Raw genomic sequence first — 17,584 nt, 5'->3', positions numbered from 1 at the left:
GGCACTTTTATTTGCGTAGATCTTTCATAGGCGATTTTTTCTAAAATCAAGGCGGAATAGTGCGAAGCGTACTATTGTACGTGAGTGCTGTGACAACGAAGAGTTTAGGAAAAAGCGTCTAATGAAAGTGGCTCCGGATACTGGATTCGAACCAGTGACCAAGTGATTAACAGTCACCTACTCTACCGCTGAGCTAATCCGGAATCATTAAGAGGCCGAAATTATAAAAGAAACTTCCTGAAAAGTCAAGAATTCTTGGTGCGTTTTCGGTGGAGGTTCCCGGCCGGGATGTAGAAGGTGATCCCCGAGCTGTCTTCGGCAACGATCCGGCCCGTCTCAACGAGGGTCCGGAAACGCGCCTGGCTCTCATTGTCGAAGAGCAGGGCGATGTCCTCCATGCTCAGCGGGCGCTTGTCGAGGGTGTTGAGGATCGCATCGTCGCTGTAACGTCCCTGGCATGATTCGGCATGGGTGCGCGAAGCGATGTGGACCGGCAGCTCCGGATCGAATCTGGAGGCGACCTCATGGAGTTCGCCGTAGCTGAGCCCTTGCACGGGGTAGGCCGGCGGCCGGTCGATCGTCCCGATATCGATCCGTTTGCAGGGGATGTCGTGCAGAACAGCGTTGAGCGCGGCGATCTCTTCATCGCTGTCGTTGAGGCCGTGGACGAAGAGGATCTCCAGGTAGAGGTCGCCGCGGTACTCACGGGCAAAGGCTTTGACGGCGTCGACGAGTGCGCCGATCTCGATCCCTTCGGCCGGGCGGTCGATCTTGCGGAAGACCTCCGGGGTGACCGCGTCGAGGGAGAGCTTGACCTGGTCGAACTTGAGCAGGGTCGCAAAGGTCTTCGGGTCGGTCAGGGTGGCGCTGTTGGTGAGGATGAGGGTCTTCGTATCGCCTTTGATAGCGTCGATGCGGTCGATAAGGGCATCCAGGTCCGGATAGAGGGTCGGTTCGCCGTTGGCGGTGACGGTGATGTCGTCGATGCCGGGATGTTCGGCCAGGGCGCTTTGCAGTTCGGCAATGATCTCGTCGACGCTGCTGCGCTGTGTCTGTATAGTGACCGGCGCGGCGGGGGCGAGCTCACAGTAGAGGCAGTCGAAATTGCACTGCTTGAGCCCGGGCGAGAGGTCGATGCCCAGGGAGGTGCCGAAGCGGCGGGAGTTGACCGGGCCGAAGATCGCGCTCATCGTTTAGACCGGCATGCCAGACGTCAGGCTTTGGTGCTGACGCGGTGGCACTCGTTGACGAAGTGGATGGCGTTTTCGACGGGAACGTCGGGGAGGATGCCGTGGCCGAGGTTGAAGATGTGGCGCTTGCCGCCCATCGTCTTCTGGATCACTTCGATACAGGCCGTCGTGGCTTCCTTGGAGTAGAGGCGGCACGGCTCCATGTTGCCCTGCAGGACGTACTTGTCACCGAGCTTCTCCTTGGCCAGGGCCATCGGCGTGCCCCAGTCGATGCCCATGACGTCAAAGTTGCCGTAGACGAGACCGCGTTCGATGAAGGCCGCGATCCCTTTGGGGAACATGATGACCGGGATGTGCGGGTACTTCGCTTTAAGGTACTCGGCGATCTCGACCATGTACTGCCAGGAGAACTCGTCGTATTTGCCCGGTTCGATCGCCGCGGCCCAGGAGTCGAAGATCTGCACGACGTCGACGCCGCTCTGGATCTGTTTCTCCATGTAGTACTTGACGACCTCGGTGACCTTTTTAAGGACGCTGTGCAGCAGTTCGGGGTTGGAGTACATCATCTTCTTGCAGATGTTGTACGTCTTTGTTCCCTGGCCTTCGATCATGTAGGTTGCCAGGGTCCACGGGGCACCGGTAAAACCGATCAGCGCCTTTTCGTCGCCGCGCGCGTCGAGCTGCTTGCGCAGCAGTTTGATGGTGTCATAGACGTAGGTGAGCTTGTCCGCTGCTTCCTCGCCGCCGAGGAGACGGTCAACGTCTGCCTGCGTTTCGATCGGGTCGCTGAATTTCGGCCCTTCACCTTTGACGAAGGAGAGGTCCATACCCATTTCATCGGGAATAACGAGAATGTCGCTGAAGAGGATCGCCGCGTCGACGCCGACGATGTCAAGGGGCTGGAGCGTAACCTCCGCCGCTTTTTCCGGATCGTGGCAGAGATTCAGAAAGCTGCCTGCTTTGGCACGGACTTCCATGTATTCGGGCAGGTAGCGGCCGGCTTGGCGCATCATCCAGACCGGGGTATACGGTGTCTCTTTTCCGAGGCAGGCATCGACGAAAATTTTACTCATTTATATTCCTATGGGTGTTGGATTTTGCGGGCGATCAGTGCTGATCGCCTTTATGCAGAAAATAGAGGGCGAGCGCCAGCAGCAGGATCGACCCCGAGAAGTAGAGCATCTCCAGCGCCCCGTTGAACTGGGTGTGCAGGACGCGCTGGAAGAAGTTGACGACGAGGACCATGACGATGACCTTGGCGATCTTGTCTTTGAGCTGGTCGAGGGAGTGGATCTGCAGCACCGAGGAGCTTTTGCCGTCCCCATCTTCGGCCGCATCGATCTTGGAGACGAAGAGTTCGTAGACCCCGAGGCTGAAGATCAGCAGTACGATGGCAATAAGATAGAGGTCGATGGCGCCGATGATGTTCGCCACGACATCTTCATGCAGGTGCTCCGGGTGGGCGTGGTGTGCGACAACGTCCCACACCATGACCAGGACATTCCAGATGTCGAGGCTGGCCACAACGAAGAGGATGATCGCGCCGATCAGCGAAAAAACAACGGCAAAGAGGGTAAAAAGGCGGCTGTTCCAGAGGCCGGATTCAAACATCTTCTCAAACATCCGCACCCCCCATCTCTACCCATTTCTGCGCGATGCGCACGGCATTGGTCGCGGCACCGACGCGGAGGTTGTCCGCGACGACCCACATGTGGAGCATATTGTCGCGGTAAAGGTCGTTTCTGATGCGCCCGACAAAGGTCTCGTTGCGGTCGACGCAGGCGGCCGGCATCGGGTAGATGCTCTCGGCAGGCTCGTCCTGAATGATGATGTTCGGGGCCTTGGAGAGGATCTCGCGTGCTTCGGCGGCATCGACGGCGCTGTCGAACGTCATCGTGAGCGCTTCGGAGTGGCCGCGCAGTACGGGGACGCGGACGCAGGTGGCGCTTAGTTCGACGGCTTTATGCATGATCTTCTTGGTCTCGTTGACCATTTTGATCTCCTCTTTCGTATAGCCGCTGTCGGTAAAGACATCGATCTGCGGAATGAGGTTCAACGCGATCTGGTGCGGGAACTTGTTATGTTCGCTTTCACCGAGGCGGAAGGCGAAGAAGTCCTGCATCTGCTGAACAAGCTCTTCCATGGCGGATTTGCCCGCACCCGAGGTCGCCTGGTAGGTACTGACATCGACGCGGACCAGGTCGAAGGCGTCGTCGAGGGGCTTGAGGGCCTGTACCATCTGGATGGTCGAACAGTTCGGGTTCGCGATGATCCCTTTTTTCTTCCATTCGCGGATATCTTCGGGGTTGACCTCCGGGACGACGAGGGGAACCTCTTCATCCATACGGAAATGGCTGGTATTGTCGATGACGACGGCCCCGGCCGCGGCGGCAAAGGGTGCGAATTTGGCCGAGACGGAACCGCCGGCACTGAAGAGGGCGATCTCGATCTCCTCTTCGTCAAAAACCGTTTCGGTCAGCTCCTTGATGACAAGCTCATCCCCGCGGAATTCGACGGTATTGCCGGCACTGCGGCTGCTGGCCAGCGGTACGAGCTTGGCCAGGGGGAAATCGATCTCTTCAAAAATGCGCAGGATCTCTTCGCCGACGGCACCGCTGGCGCCGACGACGGCTACGTTATATTTTTTCATGACTGTTTACTACCTCGTAAAATTATTCTAAATCAAATGATTGCTGTTCGGGCTCGATCTGGACATTTTCGATGTCGCCCTCTTCGCCGTCATCCTCTTCGTCTGTCACGGGCTCTTTTTTCGGACAGCGGGAGATGCTGACGACATCATCGCCTTTGACGATGTAGACGCCGCTCGTATTACGGCTCGACTTGGAGATGCTCTCCATGTCGACGCGGATCATCTTGCCGCCTTTCGTTAACGCCATCATGTCCATATTTTCGTTAACGATCACACAACCGACGACATGCTGGCCGGTTTTCGCATTGAGTTTCATTGCGATGACCCCGCTGCCGGCACGGTTGGTGAGGCGGTATTCGCCTGCTGTCGTCCGCTTGCCGATTCCCTTCTCACTGATAGTGAGGATCTCCTGCTCGTCGCTGTCGATGATGTTCGCATCAACGACGCGGTCGCCGTCATGCTTGAACTTGATACCGCGTACCCCGCGGGTACTGCGTCCCTGATCGCGGGTTTTCTCGATCTCGAACTTGATGCACTGTGCGTACTTCGTCAGGATGAAGAGGTACTTCGTCTCCGCGGTGGCGATTTTCGCCGTGATCAGCGTATCGTCGTCGTCGAGTACGATCGCACGCACCCCGTTGCTGCGGATGTTCGAGAACTCGCTGAGGTTGGTCCGCTTGACGATACCGTTCTCGGTAAAGAAGACCAGGGACTTCTCGTCGCTGAAGTCGGTCGTCGGGATGATCGACTGGATCTTTTCGTCCTGCTGGAGCTGGATCAGGTTGACGACGGCTTTTCCTTTGGCCGTACGGGAGCCTTCCGGGATACGGTAGACCTTCAGCCAGTGCAGCTGCCCGCGGTCGGTGACGAACATCAGCGTATCGTGGGTGTTGCAGGTGAAGAAGCTCTCGATGAAGTCATCCTCGTAGGTCGTGACGGCCGTTTTGCCTTTGCCGCCGCGGCGCTGTTTCTCGTAGTTCACCAGCGGCACGCGCTTGATGTAACCGCGGTGGGTGATGGTGACGACCATCGGCTCGTTCGGGATCAGGTCTTCGATATCGATGTCGTCGTAGTCATCTTCGATGTCGGTACGGCGCGGGTCGTTGTAGACCTCCATCACTTCGTTGAACTCTTCTTTGATGATGCCGCGGAGGACCTCTTCGCTGCGCAGGACGCTCTCGAGGTACTCGATGAGCTCGAGCAGCTCTTTGAGCTCGTTCTCGATCTTCTCGCGCTCGAGGCCGGTAAGCTTCTGCAGGCGCATGTCGAGGATCGCCTGGGCCTGGACCGGGCTGAAGTCGAACTCGCTAATGAGCCCCTCTTTGGCGGTTTCGGTGTCCTTGCTGGCGCGGATCAGCTTGATGATCGCATCGATGTGATCCAGCGCTTTCTTCAGACCCTCGAGGATATGCGCACGCGCCTTCGCTTTTTCGAGGTCAAAGATCGTACGGCGGATAATAACCGTTTTGCGGTGGTTGATAAAGTGGTTCAGCATCTCCAGGATCGGGAAGACTCTCGGCTCCTGGTTGAGGATGGAGAGCATGATGATCCCGAAGGTCGTCTGCATATTGGTCGACTTGAAAAGGTTGTTGAGGACGATCTCGCTCATCGCGTCGCGTTTGAGCTCGATGACGACACGGATCCCCTCGCGGTCGGATTCGTCGCGGATCTCGCTGATCCCCTCGATCTGCTTGTCCTTCACAAGATTGGCAATGCTTTCGATCAGGCGCGCCTTGTTGACCATGTACGGCAGTTCGTCGATGACGATGATCTCTTTTTTGCGGGTCTGCTCTATGTGGGTCTTCGCACGGACCTTGATGCGGCCGCGGCCGGTTTCATAGGCGTCGATGATCCCTTTTTTGCCGAAAATCGTTCCGCCGGTCGGGAAGTCCGGTGCCTTGATGTAGTGCATGATGTCCGGCAGCGTCGCTTTGGGGTTGTCGACAAGATGCACGAGGGCGGAGAGGACCTCTTTGGGGTTGTGCGGCGGGATGTTGGTGGCCATACCGACGGCGATACCGGAAGAGCCGTTGATCAGCAGGTTTGGGACGCGGGTCGGCAGGATCTCAGGCTCCTGCGTTGTCGCATCGTAGTTGTCGATCATGTTGACGGTCTCTTTGTCGAGGTCTTTGAGCAGTTCCCCGGCATACTTGGTCATGCGCGCTTCGGTATAACGCATCGCCGCCGCGTTGTCGCCGTCGATGGAACCGAAGTTCCCCTGACCGTCGACCAGGGTCATCCGCATGGAGAAGGGCTGGGCCATACGGACCAGCGCGTCATAGACTGCCGTGTCGCCGTGGGGGTGGTACTGACCGATGACGTCCCCGACGATACGGGCGGATTTCTTGTATTTTGCCCCGGCGGAGAGGTTGAGCTTGTCCATAGCGTAGAGAATTCGGCGGTGAACCGGTTTGAGACCGTCGCGTACGTCCGGAAGCGCCCGGCCGATGATGACGCTCATGGAGTAGTCGAGGTAGCTGCTCTGCAGACTCTCTTCAATATTGATATTTTCGATTTCGCTGTTGTCCAACAGTTCGCTCATTGCTTGTCCCACCTCGTACAGGAGCCTGCCGGCCCCGTGTTCTAAGATTTTTGGCGCTTATATTAACCTATATATACTTAAACACGACGGACAGGGGACGGGGACGGGATGGCGGTGATAAAACAGGAAGCGGCTGCCTAAAAAATAACCACCCATATCGAGTAAAAAGCCGACAAAATTGTATACTATTTTCATGAAACTTCCGCAGTCAAGGCTGCGAAAAAAGGATTAACCAATGAAGAAGTGGCTTTTGTCCATGATGATGCTTCTGCCGACGCTTGCGCTGGCAGAAGATGCTCCAACGCTCGATACAGGTGATACGGCCTGGATGATGGTGTCAACCGCATTCGTACTGCTGATGACGCCGGCAGGCCTGGCGCTCTTTTACGCCGGTATGACACGTACAAAGAACGTACTTAATACCTATGCAATGGTCATGGGTGCCTTTGTCGTTGCCTTCGTGGTCTGGGTCATTGCAGGCTACTCCATCGCCTTCGGTGCAAGCGAGAGCGCGGCACTGCAGAACGTGTTCGGCGGTTTCGGCAACGTCTTCCTTTCCGGTATCAACTGGTCTGACCTGTCCGGTTCCTACCCGACCTTCGTCTTCATCGCCTTCCAGGGTACGTTCGCAGCGATCACCGTTGCCATCGCATCCGGTTCCGCGATCGAGCGTATGAAGTTCTCCACATGGATGCTCTTCGTTGTCCTCTGGGGCCTGGTCGTTTACGCACCGATTACGCACATGGTATGGGGCGGCGACGGTGCCTACCTCTTCGATGAGGGTGCCCTTGACTTCGCCGGCGGTACGGTTGTCCACATGAACGGCGGTCTGGCCGGTCTGGTCCTGGCGATCATGCTCGGTAAACGTGCAGGTTACCCGAAATCTCCGATCAAGCCGGTGAGCATCATCCTCACTGCTGCCGGTGCAGCCCTGCTGTGGTTCGGCTGGTACGGCTTCAACGGCGGTTCCGCATTCGGTGCAAACGCCGTTGCAGGTCTCGCGGTTCTGACAACAACGATCGCTACGGCAGCTGCGGGTGTCACCTGGATGCTGATCGAGTGGTTCATGTTCAAGAAACCGACTCTGCTCGGTATCGCTTCCGGTATCGTTGCCGGTCTCGTCGCGATCACTCCGGCAGCCGGCTTCGTCGGTGTCGGCGGTGCCTTCATCGTCGGTATCGTCGGTGCACTCATCGGCTTCTTCGGTGTTGCTATCCTGAAAAAGAAACTGGGCTACGACGACAGCCTCGATGCATTCGGTATCCACTTCCTCGCCGGTCTGTGGGGTGCGATCGCTACGGGTATCTTCGCGCTCAATGACCAGGACCTCCTCTGGGACGGTCCGCTCAAAGCAAGCGGCGACCGTATGGGTCAGCTCTTCGTCCAGTTCGAGTCTGTCCTGATCGTCGGTCTGTGGACCCTGGTCGGTACGGTCATTGTCTACCTGATCTCCTCTGCGATCACCGGCGGTGCACGCGTTGATGAAGAGACGGAAACAATGGGTCTGGATGAGTCCATCCACGGCGAACGCGGATTCAACCTCTAATTGAACGGCTCGGGGGCTTCGGCTTCCGAACAGTGTTACAATACAAAGCACAAAAAGGATTGTCAGAATGAAAAAAGTAGAAGCGATCATCAAGCCGTTCAAGCTTGAGGATGTGAAGGATGCCCTGGCTGAGATCGGTATTACCGGTATGACGGTCAGCGAAGTGAAAGGGTACGGGCGCCAGAAAGGGCACAGCGAGCTCTACCGCGGTGCGGAGTACGTCGTTGACTTCCTGCCGAAAGTCAAAATGGAGATGGTCGTCGAGGCGGCATCGGTCGACCAGGTTGTCGACACGATCGTCGAAGCGGCACGCACCGGCAAGATCGGTGACGGCAAGATCTTCATCAGCGATGTCGAAAAGATTATCCGTATCCGTACCGGCGAATCCGGCTCCGAAGCGGTTTAAGCCTTTCATGGGCAGGCTTTTCCTGCCTTGAAAGTGAACACCGACTACCATTGTCAAGGCTTTGATGATTAATTAATAATCATGTGTCTAAAAAAAGATCATGGTTTTCTTGATAAGATTGCATTAGTCTTATGAGGAGAATACATGAAAAAAGTAGAAGCGATTATCAAACCGTTTCGTCTTGAAGAGGTAAAGGATGCGCTGGCGCAGATCGGGATCACCGGTATGACGGTCAGCGAGGTGAAGGGTTACGGACGCCAGAAAGGGCACAGCGAGCTCTACCGCGGGGCGGAGTACGTCGTCGATTTCCTTCCGAAGATCAAAGTGGAGCTGGTCGTTGACGACGAGCAGCTTGAGCAGGTACTTGATACCATCACGGAAGCGGCCCGTACCGGTAAGATCGGCGACGGCAAGATCTTTGTCAGCGGCATTGAAAAGGTGATTCGCATCCGTACGGGTGAAACCGGTTCCGAAGCGATCTAGGCGGCGCGATGGAAGATTTCGGTTATATTGTCGATACGCTCTTCGCCCTCTTTGCGATGACGCTGATCGTCTTTATGGTACCCGGTTTCGCGATGCTCGAAGCGGGGCTGGTCCGTACGAAAAACGTCACATCCGTTCTGACCGTCAATACGATGATCTATGCCGTGGCGTCGATGATGTTCCTGCTGGTGGGCTACGAACTGGCTTTCGGCAGCTGGGAAAACAGCGGGATGAGCATCTATGCCGCCTTCTTGTTCCAGATGGCCTTTGTCGGGAAGACGGTCAATATCATGAGCGGCGGGGTGAGCGAGCGGGTACGGATCCTGCCGATCGCGCTTTTTACCGTTTTGATGGGCGGGCTGATCTACCCGCTCGTTGTCAATGTCTCCTGGGGTGCCGACCTGCTGGCGGGGACCATGCTCGATCTGCATATGTACGACCTGGCAGGGTCGACCGTCATTCACTCGACGGGCGGCTGGGCGCTGCTGGCGGCCATCATGATCATGGGCCCGCGTAAAGGGCGCTATAAAGACGGCAAGATCCACGTCATCCCGGCGTCAAACATTCCCCTGGTCGTGCTGGGGGCACTGCTGCTGTGGATCGGCTGGTTCGGTTTCAACGGGGGCTCCGTCGGCTCTATCGCCAGTAAAGAGAATGCGGACACCGTGGCGCTGACGATCATGAATACCAATACGGCGGGCCTTTCAGGGGCGCTGATCGCCGGGATCTTCATGTATCTGCGCTACCGCAAGTTCGATATCACGATGATCCTCAACGGCGCACTGGGCGGTCTCGTGGCCATTACCGCCGGTCCGGATCTGTACAGCATCCATACGCCGATCCTCATCGGCGCCATCGGCGGGGCGCTGGTCGTTTTCGCCGTTCCGCTGTTTGACAAGCTGAAGCTGGACGACCCGGTCGGTGCCCTCTCGGTCCACCTGGTCAACGGCATCTGGGGGACCCTCGCGGTCGGTATTTTCGCCGCCGAACCCGAAGCGGGGATCACGTTCCTCGGACAGCTCAAAGGGGTCGCCGTCGTGGCGGTATTCGTCTTTACCGTCTCGTACGCGGCGATCTATATCATCAACAAGTTCCTGCCGTTCCGTGCCGGCGACGATGAGCAGGTCGAAGGGCTTGACGTCACTGAATGCGGTCTCGAGGCCTACCCGGAGTTCAAGCGGGCGTTCTAACCTTTTCGGGCATTCCCCGGAAACGGTACTCGCTTTTTTTCTTCAGGTTTTTTGTTCCCCTTCTTCTTTGCTTGTGCAAAGTAGAAGCCGAACCGGGAAGAAGAAAGCACAAAGGGCTGACGCCCTCGCCTATTCTCCATGCATCACGAATCTGCTCGATCCGCTAATGACCTTCTAAAACCTTGACAAAATAAATGGAAGCTGACAGGTTTCGCTTCACGCTTCACGCTTCACGCTTCACGCTTCACGCTTCACTATTCTACGGTCACGCTTTTCGCGAGGTTTCTCGGCATATCGACGTCGTTGCCGAGGCGGATGGCGATCTCCATGGAGAGCAGCTGCAGTACGACCATCATTTCGAAAAATTCCGGCATATAATGCGCGTGCGCGGCAATGGGGATGAAGTCGTCCGCCTTCTCAAACGGTTCATCGCTGATGGCACAGATCGTGGCGTCGCGTGCACTCAACTCCTCGACGTTGCTCTTTGTTTTGTCATAGAGCAGGTTCTTGGGCATCAGGGCGATCGTGAACAGTTCCGGGTCGGCCAGGGCGATGGGACCGTGCTTCATTTCGCCGCTGGGGTACCCCTCGGCATGGAGGTAGCTGATCTCTTTGAGCTTGAGGGCCCCTTCCAGGGCGAGGGGGAAGAAGATGTCGCGGCCGATGAAAAAGAAACCGTGCCCGTGCAGATAGCGCTTGGAGAGGCGGCGGATCCGTTCGTGCAGGTCGTCGTCGACTCTGACGACGGCCGGGATCTCGCGCAGCAGAGCGATCTGTTCGCGTATTGCTTCCGTGCCGATAATCCCTTTGGTCTGGGCGACGTAGAGGGAGAACATCCACAGTACCGCCATCTGTGTCGCGAAGGCCTTGGTGGAGGCAACTCCCTTCTCAATCCCGGCGCGGGTCAGGATGGCGGCATCCGCTTCACGGACCATGGAGGAGTTATCGACGTTGCAGATAACAAGGGTCTTCAGGCCCGCGGCCTTGGCCATCTTGAGGGTTTCAAGGGTGTCGGCGGTCTCTCCGCTCTGGCTGATGACGACGAAGAGCGTGTCGGAACAGAGCAGAGGTTCCTTGTAGCGCAGCTCGCTGGCGATTTCGACGGAGGTACGGATCTTGCCGAGGCGTTCGAAGAGATAGCTGGATGCGAGCGCGGCATGGTAACTCGTTCCGCAGGCACAGAGTTTGATTTCGTTGATACCGTCCAGCAGGGAAGGATCAAGCTCGTCGAAGACGATTGTTTCATCCGCAAGCCGCCCGATCAGGGTATCGGAGAGGACTTCGCTCTGTTCGTAGATCTCTTTTTCCATGAAGAATCTGAACCCCTCTTTCTGGGCGGAGAGTTTCGATTCCGGGAGGGCGGCGAAGCGCGGTACGACAGCGGTGCCGGTCGCATCTTCAAGGTGGATGGCTGTACGCGAGACAAAACCGAGCTGGCCGTCCTCGAGGTAGATGACCCGGCTGCATTTACCGATCAGTGCGGCGTCGGAGGAGCCGAAGAACTTCTCATCGCTTTCGTTCACCCCGACGATCATCGGGGAGCCGTGCTTGGCGAAAAAGATGGTATCGGGCATCTGTTTGGTGACGAGGAGGATCGCATAGGCCCCCTTGAGGCGGCTGACGGTTTCACGGAACGCCTGCATCGGCTCCATACCGCTGTTCATCAGGGATTCGAAGAGGTGAACGATAACTTCCGTGTCGGTCTGGCTCAGGAAGTGTACCCCGCCGGCGACCAGGGCATTTTTGAGCTCCTGGTAGTTTTCGATGATGCCGTTATGGACGACGTAGGAAGCGTCTCCCAGGTGGGGGTGGGCATTGATCTCGGTCGGTTTGCCGTGGGTCGCCCAGCGGGTGTGGCCTATTCCCGCGGCAAACCCGCTGGTGCTGAAGTCGGCCGTTTTGGCCTCCAGGTTGGCCAGCTTCCCGACCGCTTTGAAGTAGGAGAACTCATCGGCCTGCAGGACGGCGATCCCCGCGGAGTCGTAACCGCGGTACTCGAGCTCTTTGAGACCGTCGAGCAGAATGCCTTTCGTATCATGTTTTCCGAGGTAGCCGACGATGCCGCACATTACGCATTTCCTTTGCAGAGAAGGGGGATTAATCGATCGGCATTATTACACATATGCGGTGTTTTCTCGATTAAGAAATGGTCGCGTGCACGGCGCTTCGTCGTATGGATTTTGGCGGTGACGATCTGCATGTCCAGGGCATCGAGGCACTGGATGATAAAGGCCAGGAGTCCGCGCTGGTTCGCCGTGTGGACGGCAAGCTCGGCGAGGTTCTTGGAGTGTTCGCAGTCGATGGTGATCTCCTCGGGTTTGATGACGGGGGCCTCGAGGGCAACACTTCGCTGCATATCGAATGACTCTTCGACGACTTCACGGATGCTCTCATACATATCCGGTGTCGGTGTCTGGAGGAAATCGAGCTTGAAATACTTGACGTCGTCGAAGAGGGTGAAGACCTCCATCGAGACGACATCGAGGTAGCCCAGCCGCCCCAGCAGGTACGTGAGGTTCAGCGGGATCTTGCGCAGGATCTCGACGCTGAGCCCCGTACTGAAATCCAGCGCGTACTGGTACTCTTTCACTTCACGGGCACGCTGGGCGATCTGCAGGACCTCTTCCGGGCCGTGGAGGAAGAAGAAGATGTTCGATTCGACCGCGAGGATTTTTTTCTGCATCAGGCGGGGGAGGGCTTTGAAGGCGTCGAGCCGCTGGATGCGCTGTTCGACCTTGAGACGGCGTGCGGCATCGGTGATCCGCTCTTTTTCCTGGGCGACCTCAAGGGAGGAGTGGTAGAGCTCGTTGAGCAGTTTCGCATTGAATGCGTTGTAGGTCCCGGGCCCGACACCGCTCATATCCGCGTAGGTGAGAATGTAGAGCAGGGTCAGCAGCCGCGGCGTCCTGATGATGGACATGAATTTATAAAGCGTTTTTTCGCTGTGGATGTTGTGGCGCTGGGCGATGATGCTCATAAGGATATGGTGGCGGACCAGGAGGGTGGCATCGTCCGTCATTTCGGCACTGAAGCCCATCTTCTGCATGACCGGACGGATCAGTTTGACGCCGACCTCGCTGTGGTCGAGTTTCCTTCCTTTGCCTGCATCGTGCAGAAGCACGATGATCTTGAGCATCGTCCTGTCTTCAAGACTGATCGTGTCGTACAGGGCCTTGACATCGGGGTCATCGATGGATTCGAAGGCCTTGACGCACTGGATGGAGTGCAGGCCGACGGGGTAGTGGTGGTAGCCGTCGAACTGCGGCAGGAAAAGTGCCTTTTTAAGTGCGGGGATCAGTTCGGCGAGCACCCCGGCGTCGTAAAAGAGGCGGAGAAAACCGTAGGTGTGATCGCGTTCGAAGAGCTTGCGGAGCAGCTGTTTGACGGTTTTGCTCCGTGGATGCGGCACCGTCGTATAAGTGAACTGGCTGACAAAGCTGTCATCGAAACAGTAGGGGCGGTCTTCCAGGTTGATCAGGATGTTCAGCAGGGATTCGATCGGCTGTGCTTTGAGACGGAAGGAGGCAAACACTTTGTCCTCAGCGACGAAGATGCCGCGATGCACCCGCTGGCCCCGTAGTGCAGGCAGACGTGAGGAGTCGTAAAACATGGGCCTGATCATCTTGGCGACAAAGATGCTGCTGAAGTTGTGGATCCGCCACATCGCTTCGATGACCTGGGTGGCAAGCTTCATATCGTCGGAGAAGCCCAGCATTTTCCGTACCTTTGGCAGATACTCCAGGTTGAGCTGGTCGTTCTGTTTGCCGGAGACGAGGTGCAGGGCGCTGCGCACGCGGAAGATAAGTTCCAGTGCGATCCGGTACGCACGGTAGGACTCCTCGCTGAAGATGGTGCCGTCGAGCTCCTTGAGACTGGTGACGTCGAAGCGGGTTTTGGCAACCCAGTAAAGCAGCTGGGCATCGCGCATGCCGCCGACGCCCTCTTTGATATTGGGCTGCATGGAGACGGGGTATTTTCGACGGCGGCTCTGCGCTTCGGCGATCTTCGCCTCGATGAAACGGCGCGGCTCATAGCGGCGGATACGCCCGAGCTCTCGCTGGGTGGCGTGCCAGGTGTAGGTCGAGCCGACGATGAAGCGGGCCTCCATCATCGCCGTGCGGATGGTAATGTCCTCGTCGGCGGCATCGAAAAGTTCGGAAACCTTGTGGACCCGGTGGCCGAGCTTCAGACCGGCATCCCAGGCGAGGTAGAGGAACTTCTCGATGATCGCCTCGGTATTGTACCCCTCCAAGGGAACGTAGACGATCATCAGGTCGATGTCGCTGTAGACGGAGAGCTGTTCGCGCCCATAGCTGCCCAGGGCCATCAGGGAGATGGGGATGGCGTTGCGCATCGGCAGGTAGTTGCCGAACATCCGCCGGAGCACCGTTTTGTACATCTGGGTGATGAACTGGTCGAGGGCCTTGGTGTGGCGCACGAGGAAGTCTTTCCCCTGGGTCTGTTCGAAGAGATCGGGCAGCGAGTCGAGATAGACGCTGATCGCCTGCTTGAACCGTTTCGAGATCTCGAAGTCGCTGGCATTCTTCTCGATAAGGGTCTCAATATCTTCTACAAGTGTTTTCAAGGGGGCTGTTCCTCTGATGAAATCCTATTATTATAGTCGCTTTAGCCTTTGGAGGCGCTCATCTGGCTATAATGCGCGAAAAGAAAAGCAGAGAGTAAGCATGACGAAAATCGCAAACCGCCGGGTCGGCTTTGAAGAGGCGCTGGCGCTGTACGACGAAGATCTTTTCGCCCTGGGGGAACGCGCGGATGCACTGCGGCGCGAGCTGCACGGCGAGAAGACTTACTTCAATATCAACCGTCATATCAATCCGACCAACGTCTGCAAGGACGTCTGTAAATTCTGCGCCTACAGCGCCAGCCGCAAAAACCCCAACCCCTATACGATGAGCCATGAAGAGATCCTCGGGATCGTCGACGACATCGTTTCTCGCGATATCAAAGAGGTGCATATCGTCTCCGCCCACAACCCGGAGACGGGGCTGCAGTGGTACCTGGACATCTTCCGTAAAATCAAGGAGAAATACCCGCAGCTTCACGTCAAGGCGCTGACGGCGGCGGAAGTGCACTTCCTTGCCGAGGAGTACGGCAAAAGCTACGACGAGATACTCGACCTGATGGTCGAGAACGGCGTCGATTCGATGCCCGGCGGCGGTGCGGAGATCTTTGACGAGGGGGTCCGCGACTATATCTGCAAGGGGAAAGTGACCTCCGAACAGTGGCTGGAGATCCACCGCAAGTGGCACGAACGGGGCAAAAAGAGCAACGTGACGATGCTGTTCGGCCATGTCGAGGAGCGTAAGCACCGCATCGACCATATGATGCGCATCCGTGATCTGCAGGACGAAACCGGCGGCTTCAACTGCTTTATCCCGCTCGTGTACCAATCCGAGAACAACTTCCTGAACGTCAAAGAGTTCATCACGGCAAACGAGATCCTCAAAACGATGGCCATAAGCCGTATCGTCCTCGACAATGTCCCCAACCTCAAAGCCTACTGGGTGACGTCGACGGTGAACCTCGCCCTGGTGGCGCAGGAGTTCGGGGCAAACGACCTCGACGGTACGATCGAAAAAGAGTCCATCAACTCCGCCGCCGGCGCCAAAAGTGCCAACGGTGTCGACCTTGAGGAGTTCGTCCACCTGATCAAAGAGAGCGGATTCACCCCGGTTGAGCGCGACAGCCTCTATAACGAACTGAAAGTCTGGTAAGGTATAATCTTCGCATGGTATTAATGATCGACAATTACGACAGTTTTACGTACAACATCGTGCAATACTGCCTTGAACTCGGCGCGGACCTGAAAGTCATCCGGAACGACGAGATGACGGTGGAGGAGATCGCGGCGCTCCAGCCGGAGAAGATTATCATCTCACCGGGCCCGGCAACCCCGGATGAAGCGGGGGTGAGCCTGGCCGTCATCGACTATTTCAAAGATGAGGTACCGATCCTCGGTATCTGCCTTGGGCATCAGAGTATCGCGCAGGTTTTCGGCGGGAACGTCGTGCGCGCAGCAAAAATGATGCACGGTAAGACGTCGGTGATGGAGTGCGAGACCGGCTGCGCGATCTTCAAGCACCTTCCGGAGTTTTTTACGGCCACCCGTTACCACTCCCTGATCGTCGAAAAAGCGGGCCTGCCCGAGACGATCGTGCCGACAGCCTACAGCCAGGACGACCATGAGATCATGGCACTGCAGATCAAAGACAAGCCCATCTACGGCGTGCAGTTCCACCCCGAATCGATCATGAGCGAGTTCGGGCACGAGATACTGGACAACTTTCTCAAACTATGACCCCACGTCTGGCGCTCTTTCTCCTGCTCGGGATCGATGCGGCCATCCTGCTATTTGAGGCCTCCTCCCTCTCTCTGACCTACCACGGCGCCAAACTGCTCTACGACTACGAACCGTCCGTCATGACACGGATCATTCAGGGGTCGATTGCCCTCTTCGGTCAGAATGACGTGGCGCTGCGCCTGCCGATGATCCTGATGAACCTGGCAAGCGCACTGCTGCTTTACAAGGTGGCAAAGCCCTACGGTAAACACGGCAGGGAACGGGTCTGGCTTGTCGCCGTTTTCCTGCTGCTGCCGGGTGTGATCAGCTCTTCGCTGCTGGTGGATAATGCTGCGCTGGTGACCCTGGGCCTTTTCTTCTACCTTTACCTGGAACAGCGGTTTGGGAGGAGGGCGGATCTGCTCCTCCCGCTGCTGGCGCTATGCGATGTAGCCTTTACCCTGCTGTTCATGGCACTGGCACTGCAGGCATTCCATGCGAAACGCTACCGCTTCGTCGGTGCCTATCTTCTGTTGTCCGTTGTCACCGTATGGGCCTTGGGTTTCAATACGGGGGGCGTGCCGCAGAACCAGTTCCTCGATATGATGGGGCTATATGCGGCGGTCTTTTCCCCTGTCGTCTTCGTCTACCTGGTCTACGTGCTCTACCGCCGTTACGTGACGGGGCAGCTGGACCTTCTCCTGGCCATCGCGACGTCGGCCCTGGTGCTCTCCCTGCTGCTCTCTTTCAGGCAGCGTATCGAGATCGAGCAGTTTGCCCCCTTTATGATGGTGGCCCTTCCGCTGGGCATGCAGACTTTTTATCACTCCTACCGGGTCAGACTCCGGCCCTTCCGTAAACGTTACCGGCTGCTGTTTACGCTGGCGATGGCACTGCTGGTCGTGAATGCGGGTGCCGTTTTCTTTAATAAAGCGGCGTACCTTTTTATCGATGAGCCGTCGCACTATTTTGCCTACCGCACGCACATTGCCAAGGAGCTGGCAGAAGCGCTCAAAGCGCGCAATATCTTCTGTGCGACGCTCCCGAAGAACCGGGCCATGCAGCTGCGTCTGCGTTTCTACGGGATCGGAGAGTGCGAAGAGACGGTCATCCGCTCTGAAAGGCTCCCGGGACACAAAAGTGTAACAATTCGTTACTATAATGTGCCGGTAGCGACTTTTTATGTTACTAAATTACTCAAAAATTAATTCCACGACCTCCCGGGAAAGTCTCAAGCAGGGGTGAGAGATCATCCGTGATATAATCCAAACCAAAA

At 56.9% G+C, this 17,584-nt stretch carries 14 protein-coding genes and 1 tRNA gene; 7 read left to right on the top strand and 8 right to left on the bottom strand.

All coding sequences use genetic code 11. The annotated features are described in order from the left end of the window. Positions 1-128: 128 nt before the first annotated feature. The 6 genes from WCX49_RS11255 to gyrA all read right to left on the bottom strand — a co-directional run bounded on the left by WCX49_RS11255 (position 129) and on the right by gyrA (position 6,382). Positions 129-203 (bottom strand) — tRNA-Asn (locus WCX49_RS11255). A 42-nt stretch (positions 204-245) separates the two neighbouring features. Then, positions 246-1,190: a radical SAM protein gene (locus WCX49_RS11250; RefSeq protein WP_345985179.1), complete on the bottom strand. Its 945-nt coding sequence runs from the start codon at positions 1,188-1,190 to the stop codon at positions 246-248. A gap of 23 nt (positions 1,191-1,213) precedes the next feature. Beyond that, complete coding sequence (gene hemE, locus WCX49_RS11245) at positions 1,214-2,263, bottom strand: uroporphyrinogen decarboxylase (protein WP_345985178.1); 1,050 nt, start codon at positions 2,261-2,263, stop codon at positions 1,214-1,216. A gap of 34 nt (positions 2,264-2,297) precedes the next feature. Beyond that, positions 2,298-2,813: a YqhA family protein gene (locus WCX49_RS11240; RefSeq protein WP_345985177.1), complete on the bottom strand. Its 516-nt coding sequence runs from the start codon at positions 2,811-2,813 to the stop codon at positions 2,298-2,300. Next, positions 2,806-3,840: an aspartate-semialdehyde dehydrogenase gene (locus WCX49_RS11235; RefSeq protein ID WP_345985176.1), complete on the bottom strand. Its 1,035-nt coding sequence runs from the start codon at positions 3,838-3,840 to the stop codon at positions 2,806-2,808. Before WCX49_RS11235 ends, WCX49_RS11240 begins: the two co-directional genes overlap by 8 nt. Positions 3,841-3,862: 22 nt before the next feature. Further along, on the bottom strand, positions 3,863-6,382 hold the full coding sequence (gyrA, locus tag WCX49_RS11230; protein ID WP_345985175.1) for a DNA gyrase subunit A: 2,520 nt from the start codon (positions 6,380-6,382) through the stop codon (positions 3,863-3,865). A 235-nt stretch (positions 6,383-6,617) separates the two neighbouring features. Between gyrA and WCX49_RS11225 the strand changes: the two genes are divergently transcribed. The 4 genes from WCX49_RS11225 to WCX49_RS11210 all read left to right on the top strand — a co-directional run bounded on the left by WCX49_RS11225 (position 6,618) and on the right by WCX49_RS11210 (position 10,007). After that, positions 6,618-7,928 (top strand): ammonium transporter, encoded by a 1,311-nt coding sequence (locus tag WCX49_RS11225; RefSeq protein ID WP_345984635.1) that lies wholly within the window; start codon positions 6,618-6,620, stop codon positions 7,926-7,928. A 67-nt stretch (positions 7,929-7,995) separates the two neighbouring features. Further along, positions 7,996-8,334: a P-II family nitrogen regulator gene (locus WCX49_RS11220; protein WP_345984634.1), complete on the top strand. Its 339-nt coding sequence runs from the start codon at positions 7,996-7,998 to the stop codon at positions 8,332-8,334. 144 nt (positions 8,335-8,478) lie between these two features. Then, positions 8,479-8,817: a P-II family nitrogen regulator gene (locus WCX49_RS11215; protein WP_345985174.1), complete on the top strand. Its 339-nt coding sequence runs from the start codon at positions 8,479-8,481 to the stop codon at positions 8,815-8,817. Positions 8,818-8,825: 8 nt separating this feature from the next. Continuing rightward, positions 8,826-10,007: an ammonium transporter gene (locus WCX49_RS11210; RefSeq protein WP_345985173.1), complete on the top strand. Its 1,182-nt coding sequence runs from the start codon at positions 8,826-8,828 to the stop codon at positions 10,005-10,007. A gap of 254 nt (positions 10,008-10,261) precedes the next feature. Here WCX49_RS11210 and glmS read toward each other — a convergent pair whose 3' ends face one another. Next, entirely contained in the window at positions 10,262-12,076 is a 1,815-nt protein-coding gene (gene glmS / locus WCX49_RS11205; RefSeq protein WP_345985172.1) for a glutamine--fructose-6-phosphate transaminase (isomerizing), read from the bottom strand. Next, positions 12,076-14,592, bottom strand: coding sequence for an HD domain-containing protein (locus tag WCX49_RS11200; protein ID WP_345985171.1), 2,517 nt, complete (start codon positions 14,590-14,592; stop codon positions 12,076-12,078). Before WCX49_RS11200 ends, glmS begins: the two co-directional genes overlap by 1 nt. Positions 14,593-14,692: 100 nt before the next feature. Here WCX49_RS11200 and mqnE point away from each other — a divergent pair, with 100 nt between their 5' ends. Genes mqnE through WCX49_RS11185 form a run of 3 tightly spaced genes read left to right on the top strand, consistent with a single transcriptional unit; the run spans position 14,693 to position 17,516 of the window. Next, complete coding sequence (gene mqnE / locus WCX49_RS11195) at positions 14,693-15,742, top strand: aminofutalosine synthase MqnE (RefSeq protein WP_345985170.1); 1,050 nt, start codon at positions 14,693-14,695, stop codon at positions 15,740-15,742. A gap of 14 nt (positions 15,743-15,756) precedes the next feature. After that, complete coding sequence (locus tag WCX49_RS11190; protein WP_345985169.1) at positions 15,757-16,326, top strand: aminodeoxychorismate/anthranilate synthase component II; 570 nt, start codon at positions 15,757-15,759, stop codon at positions 16,324-16,326. Further along, positions 16,323-17,516 carry a hypothetical protein gene (locus WCX49_RS11185; RefSeq protein ID WP_345985168.1) on the top strand — a complete coding sequence of 398 codons (1,194 nt, stop codon included), beginning with the start codon at positions 16,323-16,325 and terminating at the stop codon, positions 17,514-17,516. Before WCX49_RS11190 ends, WCX49_RS11185 begins: the two co-directional genes overlap by 4 nt. Positions 17,517-17,584: the final 68 nt, after the last annotated feature.

This window comes from Sulfurimonas sp. HSL-1656 (assembly GCF_039645585.1).
Taxonomy (GTDB): domain Bacteria; phylum Campylobacterota; class Campylobacteria; order Campylobacterales; family Sulfurimonadaceae; genus Thiomicrolovo; species Thiomicrolovo subterrani.
This window is presented reverse-complemented; position numbering and strand designations above follow the sequence as displayed.